This is a genomic window from Methylobacter sp., from assembly GCF_004322395.1.
Lineage (GTDB): Bacteria > Pseudomonadota > Gammaproteobacteria > Methylococcales > Methylomonadaceae > Methylobacter_A.
The window spans coordinates 15,163-32,310 of record NZ_SCTW01000039.1 but is presented as its reverse complement, the minus strand read 5'-3'; the positions used below and the strand labels follow the sequence as shown (position 1 = coordinate 32,310).

At 48.3% G+C, this 17,148-nt stretch carries 15 protein-coding genes; 4 read left to right on the top strand and 11 right to left on the bottom strand.

Translation table 11 applies throughout. From position 1 onward, the window contains the following. Positions 1-231 precede the first annotated feature (231 nt). The 8 genes from mtaB to EPO18_RS05620 form a co-directional block, all read right to left on the bottom strand. On the bottom strand, positions 232-1,521 hold the full coding sequence (mtaB, locus tag EPO18_RS05655) for a tRNA (N(6)-L-threonylcarbamoyladenosine(37)-C(2))-methylthiotransferase MtaB (protein WP_292431728.1): 1,290 nt from the start codon (positions 1,519-1,521) through the stop codon (positions 232-234). Between the two features lie 170 nt (positions 1,522-1,691). Continuing rightward, the gene (locus EPO18_RS05650; protein ID WP_292431726.1) at positions 1,692-2,921 is read right to left on the bottom strand and encodes a nucleoside recognition domain-containing protein; all 1,230 of its coding nucleotides are present in this window, start codon (positions 2,919-2,921) and stop codon (positions 1,692-1,694) included. Positions 2,922-2,938: 17 nt separating this feature from the next. Then, positions 2,939-3,262: a hypothetical protein gene (locus EPO18_RS05645; RefSeq protein ID WP_292431722.1), complete on the bottom strand. Its 324-nt coding sequence runs from the start codon at positions 3,260-3,262 to the stop codon at positions 2,939-2,941. Continuing rightward, positions 3,259-3,990 (bottom strand): type III pantothenate kinase, encoded by a 732-nt coding sequence (locus tag EPO18_RS05640; RefSeq protein ID WP_292431719.1) that lies wholly within the window; start codon positions 3,988-3,990, stop codon positions 3,259-3,261. Before EPO18_RS05640 ends, EPO18_RS05645 begins: the two co-directional genes overlap by 4 nt. Continuing rightward, on the bottom strand, positions 3,987-4,985 hold the full coding sequence (gene birA, locus EPO18_RS05635) for a bifunctional biotin--[acetyl-CoA-carboxylase] ligase/biotin operon repressor BirA (RefSeq protein WP_292431716.1): 999 nt from the start codon (positions 4,983-4,985) through the stop codon (positions 3,987-3,989). Before birA ends, EPO18_RS05640 begins: the two co-directional genes overlap by 4 nt. A gap of 7 nt (positions 4,986-4,992) precedes the next feature. Beyond that, on the bottom strand, positions 4,993-5,601 hold the full coding sequence (locus EPO18_RS05630; RefSeq protein ID WP_292431713.1) for a PilZ domain-containing protein: 609 nt from the start codon (positions 5,599-5,601) through the stop codon (positions 4,993-4,995). Positions 5,602-6,118: 517 nt separating this feature from the next. Next, positions 6,119-6,889, bottom strand: a complete 771-nt coding sequence (locus EPO18_RS05625) for a Mut7-C RNAse domain-containing protein (protein ID WP_292431710.1) — start codon at positions 6,887-6,889, stop codon at positions 6,119-6,121. A gap of 123 nt (positions 6,890-7,012) precedes the next feature. Next, a complete protein-coding gene (locus EPO18_RS05620; protein WP_292431707.1) occupies positions 7,013-7,741 on the bottom strand; it encodes a metallophosphoesterase in 729 nt (242 codons plus the stop codon). Positions 7,742-7,830: 89 nt separating this feature from the next. Here EPO18_RS05620 and ispG point away from each other — a divergent pair, with 89 nt between their 5' ends. After that, the gene (ispG, locus tag EPO18_RS05615) at positions 7,831-9,048 is read left to right on the top strand and encodes a flavodoxin-dependent (E)-4-hydroxy-3-methylbut-2-enyl-diphosphate synthase (RefSeq protein WP_292431704.1); all 1,218 of its coding nucleotides are present in this window, start codon (positions 7,831-7,833) and stop codon (positions 9,046-9,048) included. Between the two features lie 112 nt (positions 9,049-9,160). Here ispG and EPO18_RS05610 read toward each other — a convergent pair whose 3' ends face one another. The 3 genes from EPO18_RS05610 to EPO18_RS05600 all read right to left on the bottom strand — a co-directional run bounded on the left by EPO18_RS05610 (position 9,161) and on the right by EPO18_RS05600 (position 15,311). Beyond that, a complete protein-coding gene (locus EPO18_RS05610) occupies positions 9,161-9,703 on the bottom strand; it encodes a hypothetical protein (protein WP_292431701.1) in 543 nt (180 codons plus the stop codon). Positions 9,704-9,960: 257 nt separating this feature from the next. Beyond that, positions 9,961-13,542: a pyruvate:ferredoxin (flavodoxin) oxidoreductase gene (gene nifJ / locus EPO18_RS05605; RefSeq protein WP_292431698.1), complete on the bottom strand. Its 3,582-nt coding sequence runs from the start codon at positions 13,540-13,542 to the stop codon at positions 9,961-9,963. 152 nt (positions 13,543-13,694) lie between these two features. Further along, a complete protein-coding gene (locus tag EPO18_RS05600) occupies positions 13,695-15,311 on the bottom strand; it encodes an NAD(P)-binding protein (RefSeq protein WP_292431695.1) in 1,617 nt (538 codons plus the stop codon). 437 nt (positions 15,312-15,748) lie between these two features. On the opposite strand from EPO18_RS05600, the gene hemP reads away from it, so the two are divergent. The 3 genes from hemP to EPO18_RS05585 all read left to right on the top strand — a co-directional run bounded on the left by hemP (position 15,749) and on the right by EPO18_RS05585 (position 17,146). After that, the gene (hemP, locus tag EPO18_RS05595; protein ID WP_292431693.1) at positions 15,749-15,946 is read left to right on the top strand and encodes a hemin uptake protein HemP; all 198 of its coding nucleotides are present in this window, start codon (positions 15,749-15,751) and stop codon (positions 15,944-15,946) included. Positions 15,947-16,152: 206 nt separating this feature from the next. Continuing rightward, the gene (locus EPO18_RS05590; protein WP_292431690.1) at positions 16,153-16,395 is read left to right on the top strand and encodes a hypothetical protein; all 243 of its coding nucleotides are present in this window, start codon (positions 16,153-16,155) and stop codon (positions 16,393-16,395) included. After that, positions 16,385-17,146, top strand: a complete 762-nt coding sequence (locus tag EPO18_RS05585; RefSeq protein ID WP_292431687.1) for an energy transducer TonB — start codon at positions 16,385-16,387, stop codon at positions 17,144-17,146. The genes EPO18_RS05590 and EPO18_RS05585 overlap by 11 nt, the downstream gene beginning before the upstream one ends. The last annotated feature ends 2 nt before the right edge of the window (positions 17,147-17,148 follow it).

Genomic DNA, 17,148 nt, shown 5'->3' with positions numbered 1-17,148 from the left:
CACCTGTTCAGAACGTTGCAAGTTAGACCTTCCAGGTTTTAAAAACCTGGAAGGTCTACATCTCCGCATGTTTCCCGCCTAACACCAGGTAAGGAACCGTCGGAATGATGACAGCCCGCAGATACTTATGTATAACGACGAGCGCAGAGCGTGGGAACGATAAGGTTGTTTTTGACGAAACTCTCAAAAGATAGATGCGGGGTGATAATCTTCTAAAAACCGCACTTTCAATCACATCACAAGCTCCCCAACAACATAACCTTCCTCAACCGCTGTTACCATACAATTAATCGTCCGATTTTCCACCGGCACATCGTTGCCGATCACACAGCCAACCCGAAGATAATTCGGCGTGTATCCGAACACCCGTTGCTTGTCATCTGTCAGAGCTTCGCTGTAGCCTTCCCATAGCACCGGGAACTCATTGCCAACATTGTCCGCAAAAAACTTCAGCTTCATTTCTTCGGCCAGCTCATGCAGCTGCCTGCTGCGCTGCTTTTTGACTTCATTGTTCACCTGATCCGGCAAGCCCGCGGCTTTGGTGCCTTCGCGGCTGGAATAGGTGAAGATGTGGATATGCCCGAAACCGGTCTGCTTGATGAAATTATAACTGTCCTGCCATTCCTGCTCGGTCTCGCCGGGAAAGCCGACGATAATATCGGTGGTGATATTAAAGTGCGGGATTTGCGCCCGCAACTGGTTGACTATCGCGGAAAACTCTTCGGTTTTACAACGCCTTGCCATACGGCGCAGCACAGTGTCCGAGCCGCTTTGCAAAGGCAGATGCAGATGCGGCATCAAGCGCGGATTGCGGAACAATTCGAAAAAATCATCCGGCAATTCCCAGGGCTCCAGCGAACCTAACCTGAGTCGCGGAATATCGGTTTCGGCCAATATGGCTTTGATTAAGTCGGACAGGTTGTTGCCCAAATCGCTACCGTAACCGCCCAAATGTACGCCGGTCAAAATAACTTCGGTGATGCCTTGTTGATGCAGCGCATTGATTTTATCAATGACCGCTTGCACGGGACGGCTGTTTTCTTCGCCGCGCGCCACAGTAACGATACAAAATGTGCAGCGGTAACGACAGCCATCCTGAACTTTAACGAAAGCGCGTTGTCTGCCGCGCGTGAACAACGAAATTTCTCCAGGCTCGGTGGACAGGACAGGCATGCTGTCCATATTCAGTTCCGTCAGAGTTTTATCGACCAGTTGATCCTTGTCCTTGTTGCTGACTATCAAATCAACGCCCAGTAAAGACGCTGCTTCATCTTCGTTTAAAGTCGCGTAACAACCACTGACGACAAGCTTGGCTTGCGGGTTATCGCGGTGGATACGGCGTATCAGCTGGCGCGATTTTCTGGCGGCGTCCTGGGTCACCGCGCAGGAATTAATTACTATTAGATGAGCGGCTTCGGCTTGCTTGGTGATTTGATGGCCGGATTTTTGAAACGCCTGCGCCCAAGTTTCGAGTTCCGCTTCGTTAAGACGGCAACCGAGGGTTTTAAGGTGTACTTTCATTGAGCAATAATGATAAAAATTAAAATACGGATGGCGCGGATAAAACCGGGCTTTTTCATAAAATTTTATAGGCACAAGGCAAAGCGCAAAGGATGGTTTTTTCGCCTTTCGCCTTTCGCCTTTCGCCTTTCGCCTTTCGCCTTTCGCCTTTAGCCTTTAGCCTTTAGCCTTTAGCCAAAAAACCAATATGCGACAAAAATGGACGCAACAATGCCCGCAAAGTCGGCTATTATCCCACACGCGGCCGCATGGCGAATATGTTTGATGCCGACCGAACCGAAGTAAATCGCCAGTACATAAAACGTAGTTTCGGTGCTGCCTTGCACGATCGATGATAAGCGCCCGGCAAATGAATCAGCGCCCATGGTTTTCATGGTATCGATCATCATCGCCCTGGCCCCGCTGCCGCTGAACGGCTTCATTAATGCGGTAGGCAGCGCATCGACGAAGCGGTCGTCGAGCATGAAATAATGCACGGCAGCTCGTGCTAAATCGGCCAGTAAATCCAGGGCGCCGCTGGCCCTGAACACGCCTATCGCAACTAGCATCGCAACCAGATAAGGGATAATCGTAACTGCGGTTTGAAAGCCTTCTTTGGCGCCTTCAATGAAAGCTTCGTAGGCATTAATCTCTTTGTTAATCGCACCGAGAATAAAAGTGATGACCAAAGAAAACAAGATGAAATTACTGATAAGCGCGGATTGCTCGAGCATCTGCTGTTGCGGTAAGCCTGAAAAATAAGCCAGTATGCCGCCGACAACTAACGAAAAGCCACCAAGATAAGCCAGGATAACCTTATCCAGCAGGTTGATTTTTTGCACATAGGCAACGGTAAACAACCCTACCATCGTACCGACATAGGTGGCGATCAGGATTGGGATGAATACGTCGGTCGGATTCGCAGCCCCCAGTTGGGCGCGGTAAGTAAAAATCGTCACCGGAAACAACGTAACGCCCGCGGTGTTGATCACCAAAAACAGAATTTGCGCGTTGCTGGCGGTTTCGGGATTGGGATTGAGCATTTGCAGTTCCTGCATCGCCTTGATGCCGAGGGGCGTTGCGGCATTATCCAGGCCCAGCGCATTGGCGGAAATGTTCATCACGATAGCGCCCAAAGCAGGATGGCCTTTAGGCACATCAGGCATTAACCGGCTAAATAGCGGCGTGAGGCCTTTGGTTAACAGCAAAATAAAACCGCTTTTTTCGCCGATGCGCATAACGCCCAGCCATAAAGCCAGTACGCCGGTCAGGCCTAGCGATATTTCGAAAGCCGATTTCGACAACGCAAACATGGCTTCCATGATTTGCGCAAAAACCTGTTGGTCGCCTAAAAAAACCAGTTTGAACAGCGCGGTGCAAAAAGCGGCGAGGAAAAAGCAAATCCAGATGATGTTTAGCACGATAAGTAAATTAAGTTCTAGGGCTTTGGCGGGACGATTATCTCGTTTTGCGATTGAGCGGAGAACATAAGTTCGCCGGTGAAATCTTCAAGTTCTAATTGCTCAGTCAATAAATTATCGGCCAACGGATCCAAATCCGGCGGATATAATGAGGTAAAATCAACATCCGTTATAGACCCATCCGAAACCGCTCGGTCAACTTGCAACTCACTGATCAATAAGATCCGCTCTTGACCTTCTTGTTGCGAAGCGCGGTTAGCCCGTTCAAACGCGCCGTATTTGAATTCCCACATAAACAGCACAACGTTAGCCAATACCGCCAGAAAAAACAGGATCTTCATAGGTGTCCTTCCAAAACGCACAGCAATCCCTGCAACACCAAATCCGGCTCAACGATGGATGCTCTACCGAGCTGTCCGGCGACAAGTCCGGCATCGCCGCCGGTTAAAATCAGTTGCATATTTTTGGGTTGTTTTGCCAGCACATGTTCAATCAAACCAAGCGCAGCAATTAAGGTGCCGCTGTAAATTGCGGCTTCGGTAAAGTTAGCCGGACCGAGTTCATGGCTTGCTTCGCTATATGGCAACGCCTCGGTTCCTTGACCGAGAGATTTTTTCATCAGTGTCAAACCGGGGCAAATCAGACCTCCTTGATGCTTGCCATAGGCGTCGATTAAATCCACGGTTAACGCCGTTCCGCAATCGACAATGCAGGCCTGGCTCTGATATTTCTGCCAAACGGCAATTAAAGTCAGCCAACGGTCAACGCCCAGCTTTTCAGGCTGTTGGTAAGCGTTAATTACGCCAAATGCTTGGGCTTGGGATTTAACCGGAATAATATCCACATCAAGCCAAAGTTCATGCGCTACCGACTGGACAAGTTCGAACAGCCGGTTTGCACTTACACAGGAAACGGCAATACGCCTAGGGCGGTAGACGCCTTTCCAAAGCCGAAACAGATTATCCCGATTAATCTGGTCATTCATTAAAGTCGATCCGGTCATGATTTTACCGGCGGTCGTCATCGCCCACTTTAACCGGGTGTTGCCCATATCAATCAGCAAATTCATTGCGGCGATGAACCGTTAAAACTGACTTCGCCGGAGGCAAAAGTCTGCACACTGCCATCGGGACGTTCAATCAACAACATGCCGTTATCGTCGATACCCTGCACGATGCCCTCAAATTGTTGCTGGCCGATAAACAAAGTTGCGGATTTTCCGGTCAGGCAATCGTAGCTGCGCCATTCATCGAGATGAGCGGCAATGCCGACGCTTTCATACTCGGCAATAACCGGCATCAGATGGTTTAACAAAGTGCCGGCCAACTTGTTCCTGAACAGCCGGGTTCGCCCGGTGATTTTACTTAAATCAGTCCAGGCTTGGTTGATGCTTTCAGCTTCCGCTTCCGCTACAAACAAATTTAATCCCAAGCCGATAACAGCGGCGCACGGACCTTCAGTCTCGCCCGAAACCTCAACCAAAATACCGCCCAGTTTTTTGCCTTGGCTATAGATGTCATTAGGCCATTTGAGGTTTATATCGTCTATTTGATGCTGCTTTAAAGCCCTGATGACCGCTACTCCGATAGCCAGACTTAAGCCTGAAATGGCAGCAGGCCCCTGCTGGAAGCGCCAGAGTATCGACATATAAATATTGCACCCGTAAGGCGAAACCCATTGGCGTCCTCGCCTGCCTTTGCCCGCCGTTTGATATTCGGCGAAACAGACCGAGCCTGAAGGCGCATTATTTTGAGAACATTCGACTAAATAGCGGTTGGTTGAATCGATTTGATCGTGAATTTCCAGCGATGAAATCAGCGCGCCGGCCTGACTACTGACGGCTTCATTGATTTTTGACGTTACTAACAACTCCAGCGATTTATCGAGCCGATAACCTTTACCGCTAACCGCCGAGTGCGAGAGACCAAATTCGGCCAAGCCGTTCAGCTGCTTCCAAACGGCTGACCGGCTGATACCCAAGGCCTCGGCTAACTCAGTGCCGGAATGAAATTCTCCGTCTGCCAATAGGGTAAGAATTTTTTTTTGCTTATCTGAAATATTCACAATTCGCTTATGAATTATTGGTAACCTGTTTTTTATCCCTGATCTGTTTCAATTGTTTTTTGATAACATATTTAATTAATAATTCCTTATCATCATCCTTCATATTGATAAAATCAACGCCAACAAAATAATTATACTGACTATCGCTTGATTGACTGCTTGTGCAGTAAACAACCCTGCCGTAAGTCACAATCACAATCATGCTGGATACCAGCATCATCTTGATTTCCAGATAATCGCCTTGTTTAAGCGCTTTTTCGCAATTAAAAGCCATGCCCGTTGCGCTGATGTTTACGTTGCGAGTATCGTTTTCCTTGAATTGAAAGCCTTGCATCATAATGGCCTGAGCAAGAAGGTCGATTTTAGTTTCCATTAATCTTAAATAATCCGCTACATCCGGTAGATTCTTTTCCAGTCTGCGCAACAGTACAAGGGAATCCTGGGACACCGTTTCAAGCGCTGTAGACAATGAACAGCTATTCAAGATATTGTCGGAAACATGGTGCGGTTCAGTCACCAGTTTTTCATCTATTTTGTTATAAAAAAGATTAACTTCATCATTAATCCGAAAAAAACCTCTTCGATCTTCAGTTTTAGTTTTATTGATCTTATCCATAATCCACAACCTCTGAACTTTTTAACGCCATAATTTGATTATACTCATCACCTTTCAAAAGTTCGTCACTTTTATCTTCTATTGCGTTGAATGCTCACATAAATCTATAAAATAATTTAAACCTCGAAATTTAGTGCTTTTCGTGCCTTTCGTGGACTAACTACAATTTTTCAAGTAATAAATTATTCATTGATGTATGCACGGACGGTATCTCTCCCGTTTGCCGCGCCGAGCACCGGAGCTTTTGCCGAGAACAGCCCGTGAGGGGTGCGGCAGGGATGCCGCACGTCAGCAGAGGGGCAGGAGCCCCTTCTGCTGACCCTCGGCAAAAGCGAGGAGCGCAGGAGCTAAGCGGCAACCCGGCTCGCCTTTTCTTTGGTTACTTTCTTTTGGCGACGCAAAAGAAAGTAACTCGCCTTCGCGTGCGAGAACCCGATTTAAATAAATCGTCGCGCTAGCGACACTTTAAATAAATATTAATAACGGCTAAATTCGATTAACCGCGTAACATCAATTATTAAAATATCGCATTTGCATCTTTCGGTACCAGATACCCGGCGTAGCGTTGCCACATATCCTCCATATGAGAACCTTCCCAATAAATTCGTCGACAATTTGCGCATTGATGGAAGACCTCATAGTAAAGCCGGGTCTTAGGTTTGAGGTGATCTAAAATATCCGCTTTAGCAACCGGCATTATCACACCGTTGCAAATCAGGCATCGGGCAAAAGGATGGATCAAGCCGTGCAGGTCGAAGCGGCGCAGAACTTCATCGATCTGACTTTTAACGTCTACCGCACGCACCCAATAACCATGACTGATATGCTTGACATACAAAAGGCGGCGGTCTCTGGTCAACACGATGCGCTGCTCATTCACCGCAATATTCACTACATCCGCATCCCGGTAGTCGTTGCGATAGAGACTATCGAAACCCAACAAACGCATGAGTTTGGCAAGTTTGCCCAGATTCACATCCAAAATGAAGCGGGGATTGTGCGAAGTTTTTTCGCGCAAACTGATTAATGAACTGATGTCCAAACTACTAAAAACGGGGTAAACGGCAACACGGTCGCCGTCCTGCAGTTGATAGCCGAATCCTACCGATTGACCATTGACGACGATCAACTCTACTTCGGTGTGAGGCACCCCGAAGACTTCGATGGGATCCTTGATTCCTGGATGGTTGCTAAAGCGATAAAGGATAGTTCGCTTACGCTGCTGAGGCGGAAAAAAATCGTTCAGTTCTCCATAGAAACGAAACTCAGCTGTATACTCCGATTTCATATCGTCCGCCCGTCGCTGAAAGCTATTTGTCGAACAGTAGAAAAACAGGCTTTATAAGTCAATGTTTTTTAATATTAACTCATAAAACAAGCTATAAAATTATCAAAGCAGTTTTGCATAAGTCTAAACCTCCACAATTTTGTTCTGGTCAAAACCGGGTACAACTTTTTTACCGAAATAGCCTCTGGGATTGCACAATATTCTAGCGCCGGATATGCGATAATCCGCCGGACTGTGCACATGACCGTGGAACCAGGCCGCAATCTCGTATTCATGCAGCAACGATTTCAAGTCATTACAATAAGCCAGTTTTTTTAGCTCATAAGCCAAATCATTCCAACTCCACAAGGAAGGAGCGTGATGCGTTATGACGACAGTTTTTCCTGAAAACGGCTGAGCTAATTGCTGTTTCAGCCACTCTTTCGAACTTTGATGCAAATGACTAAACTCTACCGAATCAAAAGATTTTTCGATGAATCGAATCCGCCTGAAATCATTTAAAGTCTTGCCTAAAGCCTCCGCTTTATTATCACCTTCAACAAACAAATCGGTCCATAACGTACAACCCAAAAAACGCACGTCTTGAAATATAAAGCTGTCGTTTTCAAGAAAATGGATATTGCTGCCTACACATTGCCTACGGATCGACTGTAGCGTTTGCCGATATTCATGATTATAAAATTCGTGATTACCCGCAATATAAATAACAGGCTTATTTAATGCCTTCAGCCAGTCAACGCCTTGTGTACCAACGCCAATATCGCCAGCTGCGACAATGATGTCGGCGTCATTATTCGGCGCTTCCAGCGACCCAAACTCCAAATGTACATCTGAAAAATAATTAATCCTCACACTAAACTCTACTTAATAGCCTGTATCGGCGTATAATTTAACAAAATTTTATCCAGATAACTGTAACCTTTTTCAAAAAGATTTCGTATATGTCTATTAGCCTTAGAAAAATCACCCATCAAGTTTTAATCGGCGATGTTAAAGTCGGCGGCGGCGCGCCTATCGTTGTTCAGTCGATGACCAATACCGATACCGCCAACGTTACTGCAACCGTCAACCAAATTATCGAATTGGCCGCAGCCGGTTCCGAGCTTGTCCGCATCACCGTCAATTCCGAAGAAGCGGCAGCAGCCGTCGCCGAAATCCGCAATCAACTAGACAAAAAAGGTAACTCGACCCCGATAGTCGGCGACTTTCATTTCAACGGCCATAAACTGCTGGAAAAATACCCGGACTGCGCACAGGCTTTGGACAAATACCGCATTAATCCAGGCAACGTAGGACGCGGCAAAAGCCGTGACCCGCAATTTCAGCAAATGATTGAATTTGCCTGCCAATACAACAAACCGGTACGCATCGGCGTCAACGGCGGCAGCTTGGATCAATCGGTGTTAACCCGTTTACTGGATGAAAACAGGAGTCTTGCAACACCCGAGCCTTTAGCCGCTGTCACCCGCAAAGCAATAGTGCTGTCCGCACTTGAAAGCGCCGCTAAAGCCGAGGAACTTGGACTCGGCAAAGACAAAATCATCCTGTCTTGCAAAATCAGCAATGTGCAGGAACTAATCGAAATCTATCAAGACCTTTCCAGCCGTTGCGATTACGCATTGCATCTGGGACTGACCGAAGCGGGCATGGGCTCCAAAGGCATCGTCTCATCGGCTGCGGCTTTATCAGTGTTAATGCAGCAAGGCATAGGCGACACTATCCGCATTTCCTTGACGCCGGAACCCGGCGCATCCAGAACCCAGGAAGTCATTGTCGGCCAGGAAATCCTGCAAACCATGGGCTTTCGTTCATTCACTCCGATGGTTATCTCCTGCCCCGGTTGCGGCCGCACCACCAGCGATTATTTCCAGAAACTGGCGATGGACATACAAGGCTATTTACGCGATCAAATGCCGGTATGGCGCACCCAATATCCGGGTGTTGAAACCATGGAAGTCGCGGTTATGGGTTGCGTAGTCAACGGGCCCGGCGAAAGTAAAAACGCCAATATCGGCATCAGCCTGCCCGGCACCGGCGAAACCCCGGTAGCGCCGGTTTATGAAGACGGCGAAAAAACGGTTACGCTGAAAGGCGACAGAATCGCCGAAGAGTTTCAGGAAATCGTACAGCGGTATATTGAAACGCATTACGCGCCGTAAGTATCATTAATGGCGGAGGGTGTGTTTGCAAATTCACTCCTCTGCCCTACTGTTAAAACCGTCTCACTAAACGTGCCATGCCCGGCACACACATGGAGCTAAGGGGCGCGATTTAGCGCAGGGTTGCTGACCCGCCCCGCGACCAACCAAAACCAAATAGGGCTGCAGCGATAGCAAAGAATAACCACCGCGCAGGATTTTCTGAATTTTCCTTTGCGGCATAGTCAAGCTGTGCGAGTTGTGCGACCTTTTGTTCTCGGTGGTCGAGGTCGGCTTGAGTGGGCAAAAACAGTAGTTTTTTTCCTGTTTCGTCGAAATAGTACCTAAGCTGGCCATACTCACTGAATGCCACACGGGCAAGCATAAGGCTTGAGTTGGCTCTTTGCTGCGGAGGAAGGTTTGTACCCCAATCAGTTGGAAGCTCTGGAACGACCACCCCTTTATGCAAAAGAACTGACGCGTCGCGCTGGAAATTATGAGCCCAATAGCTGAAGCCAGCATACCCAATGCAATAGAGAAGCCCAAATACTGCAGAGAACACCGCAATTTTGGATACGCCAAAGGTGCTGATGCGGCGAACACCCTCAAAGACACAGACGATTGCGAACGTATGCCTTGCAGCATCAAATGCTAAAGATAGCCATGAGGTAATCATTTGGTCAGCTAATGTAAAGTAGACACCTTTTTAGGTGATATTAAATTTCAATTACCGGTGTATAATGCCACCCCAGCAATCCGTTAGACCTGATGCTATAGCATTTGAAATTTGATAGCAACCTTTTAGGGAGGCTAAAAATACAACTCCAAAACTTTCTAATCGAACTCGATAAAATCGCTTACCCTACCTTAACTGTTCCAACCAAAGCGAAACAGTTAAGGCATGACATGCATTTTATGTCCTACTTACCCGACTTATAATTTCCTAGCTATCCGAGTATCCGGCATAAACTCATGCTCGCTGCGAGTGGCCATTTCCTCATAAAGCGCCCATTTTTGATCGACCACTTTCTGTGCAAAATCCATCAGCCGGTCGGCTTGCTCCAGGTTAGTGCGCCTTAAGCTACTGTAGCGGGTTTCGTTGTAGGCATAGTCTCTCAATGCAATAGTCGGACGCAAGGAGTCCAGGACAAACGGGTTTTTGCCCTCGCCGCGCAGGGTTGGGTTGTAGCGATATAGTGGCCAGTAGCCTGATTTTACGGCCATTTCCTGTTGTTCCAAGCCGTTTTCCAAATTTATACCGTGAGCGATGCAGGGGCTGTAGGCAATAATCAAAGACGGGCCGTTGTAAGCTTCGGCTTCACGGAAAGCTTGCAGCGCCTGCTGCGGACTCGCGCCCAGCGCAATCCTAGCGACATAAACATTTCCATAGGCTATGGCTTGCAGCGCCAGGTCTTTTTTCGGCGTTACTTTACCGTCCGTGGCGAATTTAGCGACTGCGCCGATAGGCGTAGACTTCGAAGCCTGTCCGCCGGTATTGGAATAAACTTCGGTATCCATGACCAGAATGTTGATGTCCGAGCCGGTTGCCAGCACTTGATCGATGCCGCCATAGCCAATGTCATACGCCCAGCCGTCGCCGCCGATAATCCAGATACTGCGACGTACAAAATGATCGATGATCGATAACAATTCCTTAGCCTTGTGATTGCCCAGCTTTTCCAATTGCACACGCAGTTGCGTAACCCGAGCGCGCTGTTTGCGAATGTCGCTTTCTTTGCTTTGGGGCGCTGCGAGTATTTCATCTACCAGCGTTGAATCTAATTCATCCCTTAATTCAGTTAATAGCCGATGCGCCATCGCAACGTGTTGGTCGGTAGTCAGCCTGTAGCCGTAGCCGAATTCGGCATTATCTTCGAATAATGAGTTGGACCAGGCGGGGCCTTTGCCTTCGGAGTTCTGCGACCACGGCGTGGTCGGCAGGTTACCGCCGTATATGGACGAGCACCCGGTGGCATTGGCCGCCAGGATGCGGTCGCCGAATAGCTGGCTGATCATTTTCAAATAAGGCGTTTCGCCGCAGCCTGAACAAGCGCTGGAAAACTCGAACAGCGGTTGTAGAAATTGCACGCCTCGAACATTCGAGAAATCGACACGAGCGCGGTCGTTGTAAGGCAGGCTTTCAAAGAAAGCCACGGCTCTTTTCTCGATTTCAAAATGCTCGGCCTTGGGTGTCATATTGATTGCTCTGATATTGGCGTCGTTTTCCGAAACAGCAGGGCAAGCTTTTACGCACAAACCGCAACCGGTGCAATCTTCCGGGAAAACTTGCAGCGTGTAGCGGGTGTCGGGGAAGCCGTGCGAGGTGACATTCGTGGTTTTAAAGCCTTCCGGCGCCTGTTCCAGAAGATCTTTTGCGTAAAACTTGGCGCGAATAGCGGCATGCGGACAAACTGCAGAACAGTTGCCGCATTGTATGCACACATCGGATTCCCAGATCGGAATATCCTGGGCAATATTGCGCTTTTCCCATTGGGTAGTGCCGGTCGGATAAGTGCCGTCGACCGGCAAAAAGCTGACCGGAATCCAGTCGCCCCGGCCGGCAGTCATTTCTGCTGTTACTTCCTGCACAAAGCGCGACGCGTTGGCGAATTTCCCGAGGCCGGTATCGGCCAACGCGGTCACTGTTGAAGGTAGCGTTACTTTTTCCAAATGCGCCAACGACTGGTCTATCGCCTCAAAATTTTTCTGTACGACTTCCGGGCCTTTACGGGCATAAGTTTTCTCGGCGTATTGCTTGATTTTTTTGATGGCTTCATCTTTAGGCATAACCCCGGACAACGCAAAGAAACAGGTCTGCATCACTGTGTTAATGCGTCTGCCCATGCCGGTTTGCCGAGCTACGTTGACCGCATCGATCACATAAAACTGAATGTCTTTGTCGATCAGTTGTTTTTGCACGGAAGCGGGCAAATGCCGCCAAATATGCTCGGCATCGAACGGGCTGTTTAACAGGAACGTTGCGCCCTGTTTGGCCCGCTCCAACATATCGGTAGTCTCGATAAAATTGAAGTCGTGGCAAGCAACAAAGTTGGCCGATTCAATCAGGTAAGGCGCTTTGATGGGTTCCGGGCCGAATCGCAAATGCGATACCGTTTGCGAACCGGCTTTTTTCGAATCGTAAACGAAATACCCCTGGGCGAAATACTGAGGTTCGTTGCCGATAATTTTGATGCTGTTTTTGTTGGCGCCAACGGTGCCGTCGGAACCCAGACCGTAAAATACCGCTCGCACCACGCTGTCCGGCTCTATATCCATCTGCTCTGTCACTGCAAGACTGGTAAAAGTCACGTCATCGTTAATACCGATCGTAAAACCATTCTTTGGATGTTCGGCTTGCAGTTCCCGGTAAACTCTAGCCACCATCGATGGCGTAAATTCCTTACTGGACAGACCGTAACGGCCGCCTATCACTTTCGGCATGGTCTTAAGATGACCATTGGCAAAAGCTTGGCTTAACTCTGCAATCACATCTTTATATAACGGTTCGCCACTGCTGCCCGGCTCTTTGGTTCTATCGAGTACCGCGATATGGCGCACCGATTCCGGCAGCGCCGCCAGAAAATTTTTGGCACTGAATGGTCGATACAGACGCACGTTCAGTACGCCGACGTTCTCGCCTTTTGCGTTAAGCTTTTCCGCGGTAGCGACAGCAGTTTCAACCCCGGAACCGATCATGATAATAATGCGCTCGGCCGTTTCGGAACCAAAGTATTCAAAGGCTTTATAGGCCCGGCCTGTAACCTGCTCAAACTGTTTTAATGTCTGGTCGAATAGCTCAACAGTGCGTTCGTAATAAATATTCGAACTTTCACGGCCCTGAAAATAAGTGTCAGGGTTTTGCGCAGTACCTCGCATCATCGGCCGGTCAGGGTTTAACGCTCGCTCCCGATGCGCAAAAACCAAGTCATCATCGATCATGGCCCTGATTTGCTCATCTTCCAGCAGGGTGATTTTGTTGATTTCGTGCGAAGTCCTGAAACCATCGAAAAAATGCAAAAACGGAACACGTGATTTTAAAGTAACAGCTTGAGCGATTAACGCCATATCGTGAGCTTCCTGGACATTACAGGAAGCCAGCAGCGCAAAACCGGTCATGCGCACGCTCATCACATCCTGATGATCGCCGAAAATAGACAGGCCTTGTGTCGCCAACGAACGCGCCGCGACATGAATGACGGTCGAAGTCAGCTCACCGGCAATCTTGTACATATTGGGGATCATCAGCAACAATCCCTGTGATGCGGTGAAAGTTGTGGCTAATGCGCCGGTTTGCAAGGCACCGTGCAAGGTTCCGGCAGCTCCGCCTTCGCTTTGCATTTCGGCGATAGTGGGAACGGCCCCCCAAAGATTGGTTTTATGCTCCGTCGTCCATTGCTCGCAAAACTCGGCCATGGATGAGGAAGGGGTGATAGGGAATACTGCGCAGACTTCATTGGTTCTGTACGCAACATAGGCAGCCGCTTCGCCGCCATCGATAGTAACTTGTTTGGTCATGGTGAATTTCCTAGCAACTAAAGTTTATTTGTAACTATTCAATAATATGAACGCGGATGACGCTGATTAAGCGGATTTACACGGATTTTTAAAGCAGTTTGCGCTCTTGAAATCAGCGATTATCCGTCCCATCCGCGTTCTATCTTTAGTTACTATTTGTCAATCATGTGGATTGCAGCGGTCGGACACTGCAAAGTACAGGCCGTACAACCTGTGCAAAGGGCATAATTCACTTCGTAGAATTTACCTTTACCCAGTTTGATAATAGCGCCTTCCGGGCAGGCGCCGTAACAACCATCACATTCGAAGCAATTGCCGCAGGAATAACAACGGCTGGCTTCGTAGGTTGCCTCATCCTGAGTTAAACCGCCCAGCACTTCGTCGAAGTTTTTATTTCGCACTAGCGGCGACATGGTTGGTTGTTCCGACTGGTCGGCATCGGTGCTGTACCAAAGATTGAGTTCTTCATGCAGGACAATGTGTTTTTTGCCGGGATGCTGATATTGGGTGCCGCGCAGGTATGCGTCGATATTCCTGGCGGCTTTTTTGCCGTGTCCGGTGGCAATGGTAACGGTGCGCAAGCTGGGCACCATATCGCCTCCGGCAAAAACGCCTTCCGCAGCAGTCATCATGTTTTCGTTAACGGCAACCACACCGTCGCTTTGCGGTTCAATTTCCGGAAAGGTTTTTAACAACTCGGAATCGATATTTTGCCCCAGTGCCAGAATCAGCGTATCGGCTTCAATGATTTCAAACTCGCCACTGGGTTGTGGACGCCCCTTATCGTCCAGGTTCATGATTTCAACCTGAATGTGACTGCCATCAATGCCTACGATGGAACGCAACCAGTGAAACACCACGCCTTCTTCCATTGCTTCGGCGGCTTCGAAATCATGCGCCGGCATGTTTTTGCGGTCGCGCCGATAAATGACCATGGTTTCCGCTCCTAGCCGTTTAGCGGTTCGCGCCGCATCCATTGCGGTATTGCCGCCGCCATATACGGCAACCCGTTTACCGATTTTGGACGGTTTGCCCAAACCGATATTGCGCAGGAAAGTGACCGCATCCCTGGTGTCGCTTTCACTATATAAAGGTATGTCAATCGAGCGTCCGATATGGGCGCCTACCGCGACAAAAACCGCGTCAAAGCCCCCGGCTTCTTTTTCAGCTTTTAAATCTTCAATTTTCCGATTCAGCGTGATCTTTACACCCATATCCTCAATACGCTTAACTTCGGCCGCCAACACTTCTCGCGGCAACCGGTAAGACGGAATACCAAAATGCATCATGCCGCCTGCTATCGGTTGCGCGTCCCTGATTTCAACTTCATGCCCAAACCGGGCAAGATGATAAGCCGCCGACAATCCGCTGGGGCCTGCCCCAACTACCAACACGCGCTTGTTAGATTTTTCGCCGACGATTTGTGGCGTCCAACCCTGTTCAAAAGCCATATCCCCCAAAAAACGCTCAACCGCATGAATGCTGACCGCGCCGTCTACCACAACACGGTTACAGGCCGACTCGCAAGGATGGTAACAAACACGGCCATGCACGGCGGGCATCGGGTTATTCTCCAGCAGTTGGTTCCAGGCTTCCTGATAACGCCCTGCTTGCGCCAAATCCAACCAAGCCTGAATATTTTCACCGGCCGGACAAGCATTATTGCAGGGCGGCAGATAGTCTTCATAAACAGGCACCCGCCGTTGCAGCGGGCCAGTTCCGGTGCTTAATGTCAGATCCGGTGGAGAGGTCATATCTTGATAGTTCATATGCGCTTAACTCTTGGTTATTTTTATAATTATTGCCGTGTGTAACTTGCAATGGCCCAGTCAGGAAGTAATTTCAAACTAAAATACTCGCGTTGGCAAGATACAGCCACCTTTATATATTCTAACTTGTAAGAAAAGTTCAGAGTTTGGCAATACGTAAATACTCTTAGATTTTGTTTCTATAGGCTTAAAATCAGAAATATTATAAATTTTACTTATAAATCATATATATAATTATTATTAAGTGTTAAATAAGCTAGTCGTCGAATTTCCTGTTTATCACTCTATTATCTGACTATTTTCCGACACTGATTGACATCAATGACCGATTAAACATGTGCTATCCGATATAGGATTACATACTAATTGTTGAGTGATTTGCAGAAAAAGCCAACAAATGTTGACTCGCCAAATGATAATCATTATTATTTGTATCCATGAACAAAAAACTATCCGACACTATCGAATCTCCGAATTTAGCGCTTTCTGCAAAGCAGGATATAACACCGGCTTTACGACAGCGATTACATAGCGCGGAATTATTTGGTACCGGGCGTGAGGTTGTCATCGAACATGCCGGTGAAGAATACCGTTTGCGTTTGACACGTCAGGGTAAATTAATCCTGACCAAATAATTTAGTTATTGCACTTTATTGTCGGCAGGCTATTTTCTTGCCGTCATCTCTCTCCTGATATTGAGGAATGAGCATGCCGACAATAAAGTGCAACTAATAAATAAAGAATAGCCAGCCACCCAACACTTTCACGTGTTGTTAGCCAGCCAATGTCAAAGATGCGCACTGCTCTATAGCAGTTGCCTAACATTTGGGTGGCGAAATCAATGAATTCAAATAAACGACACAAGAAAGTAGGGCTTTCAGGTAACGGGGATTGTCGCGTGGTATTTTGTCCTGATTGCGGCACATTAGAGATAAATCTGGGCACATCGACAATACGCACCAATTCCGAATCGTTACACATACTCAGCTCAGTCTTAAACCATGCCAAAGTGCGACTTGCCCAGATGCAGGATTCATCATCGGCAAATGGCAGCCATCCTATGAGGCTCGGCCGTGTTCACTAAAATAATCTTCCCGGCAACTACTTTCTATTTGCTGGAAAACAGTCAGGCACCCAGGCTGGGAAATATTAATTACGGCGGGGTTACACGCGTCAATGACCGTCCATGGGCCGCACTGGGTCTGGTGGTGTGCGCGCATTTGGCAGTGTTTGCGGCATTACGTCCGCAATCGGAGTCTTTATCGATTGAGACGCCTGCAGTGCCCATTATGATTAGCTTGGTGAGCGCGCCGCAAACAACGCCGGAAAAGCCGATGCCGACCGCCCAGCCTGTAGCAAAGGAGCAAAAACCGGTCAAGAAAAAAGTCAAACCGGTTACTAAACCTGTTGTACCGCTAGTAAAACAAACAAGTCAGCCAGTAACTCCGCCGGTGGAACAAACATCCGCACCCGCTGCAACAACAGATTCGCCTGTTGCCCAACAAAAAACCAAAGCAACAAGCAACAAACCGGCAGAAACGCAGTCATACCAGTCGCCTAACTTCAATGCGGCTTATTTAAATAATCCGGCTCCGAAATATCCGTCAGTCTCACGGCGATTGGGCGAAGAAGGCCTGGTATTGCTGAACGTACAGGTAACGGCGGACGGCGCAGCCGGTTCCGTAGAACTGCAAACCGGCAGCGGCTCGGACAGACTTGACGAGGCTGCGTTGGAAGCCGTCAAAAAATGGCGGTTTGTTCCTGCCAAACGCGGCGACCAAGCGGTCAGCGCATCGGTGGTAGTGCCGGTCAGATTTTCAATAGAAGAAGGATAAAA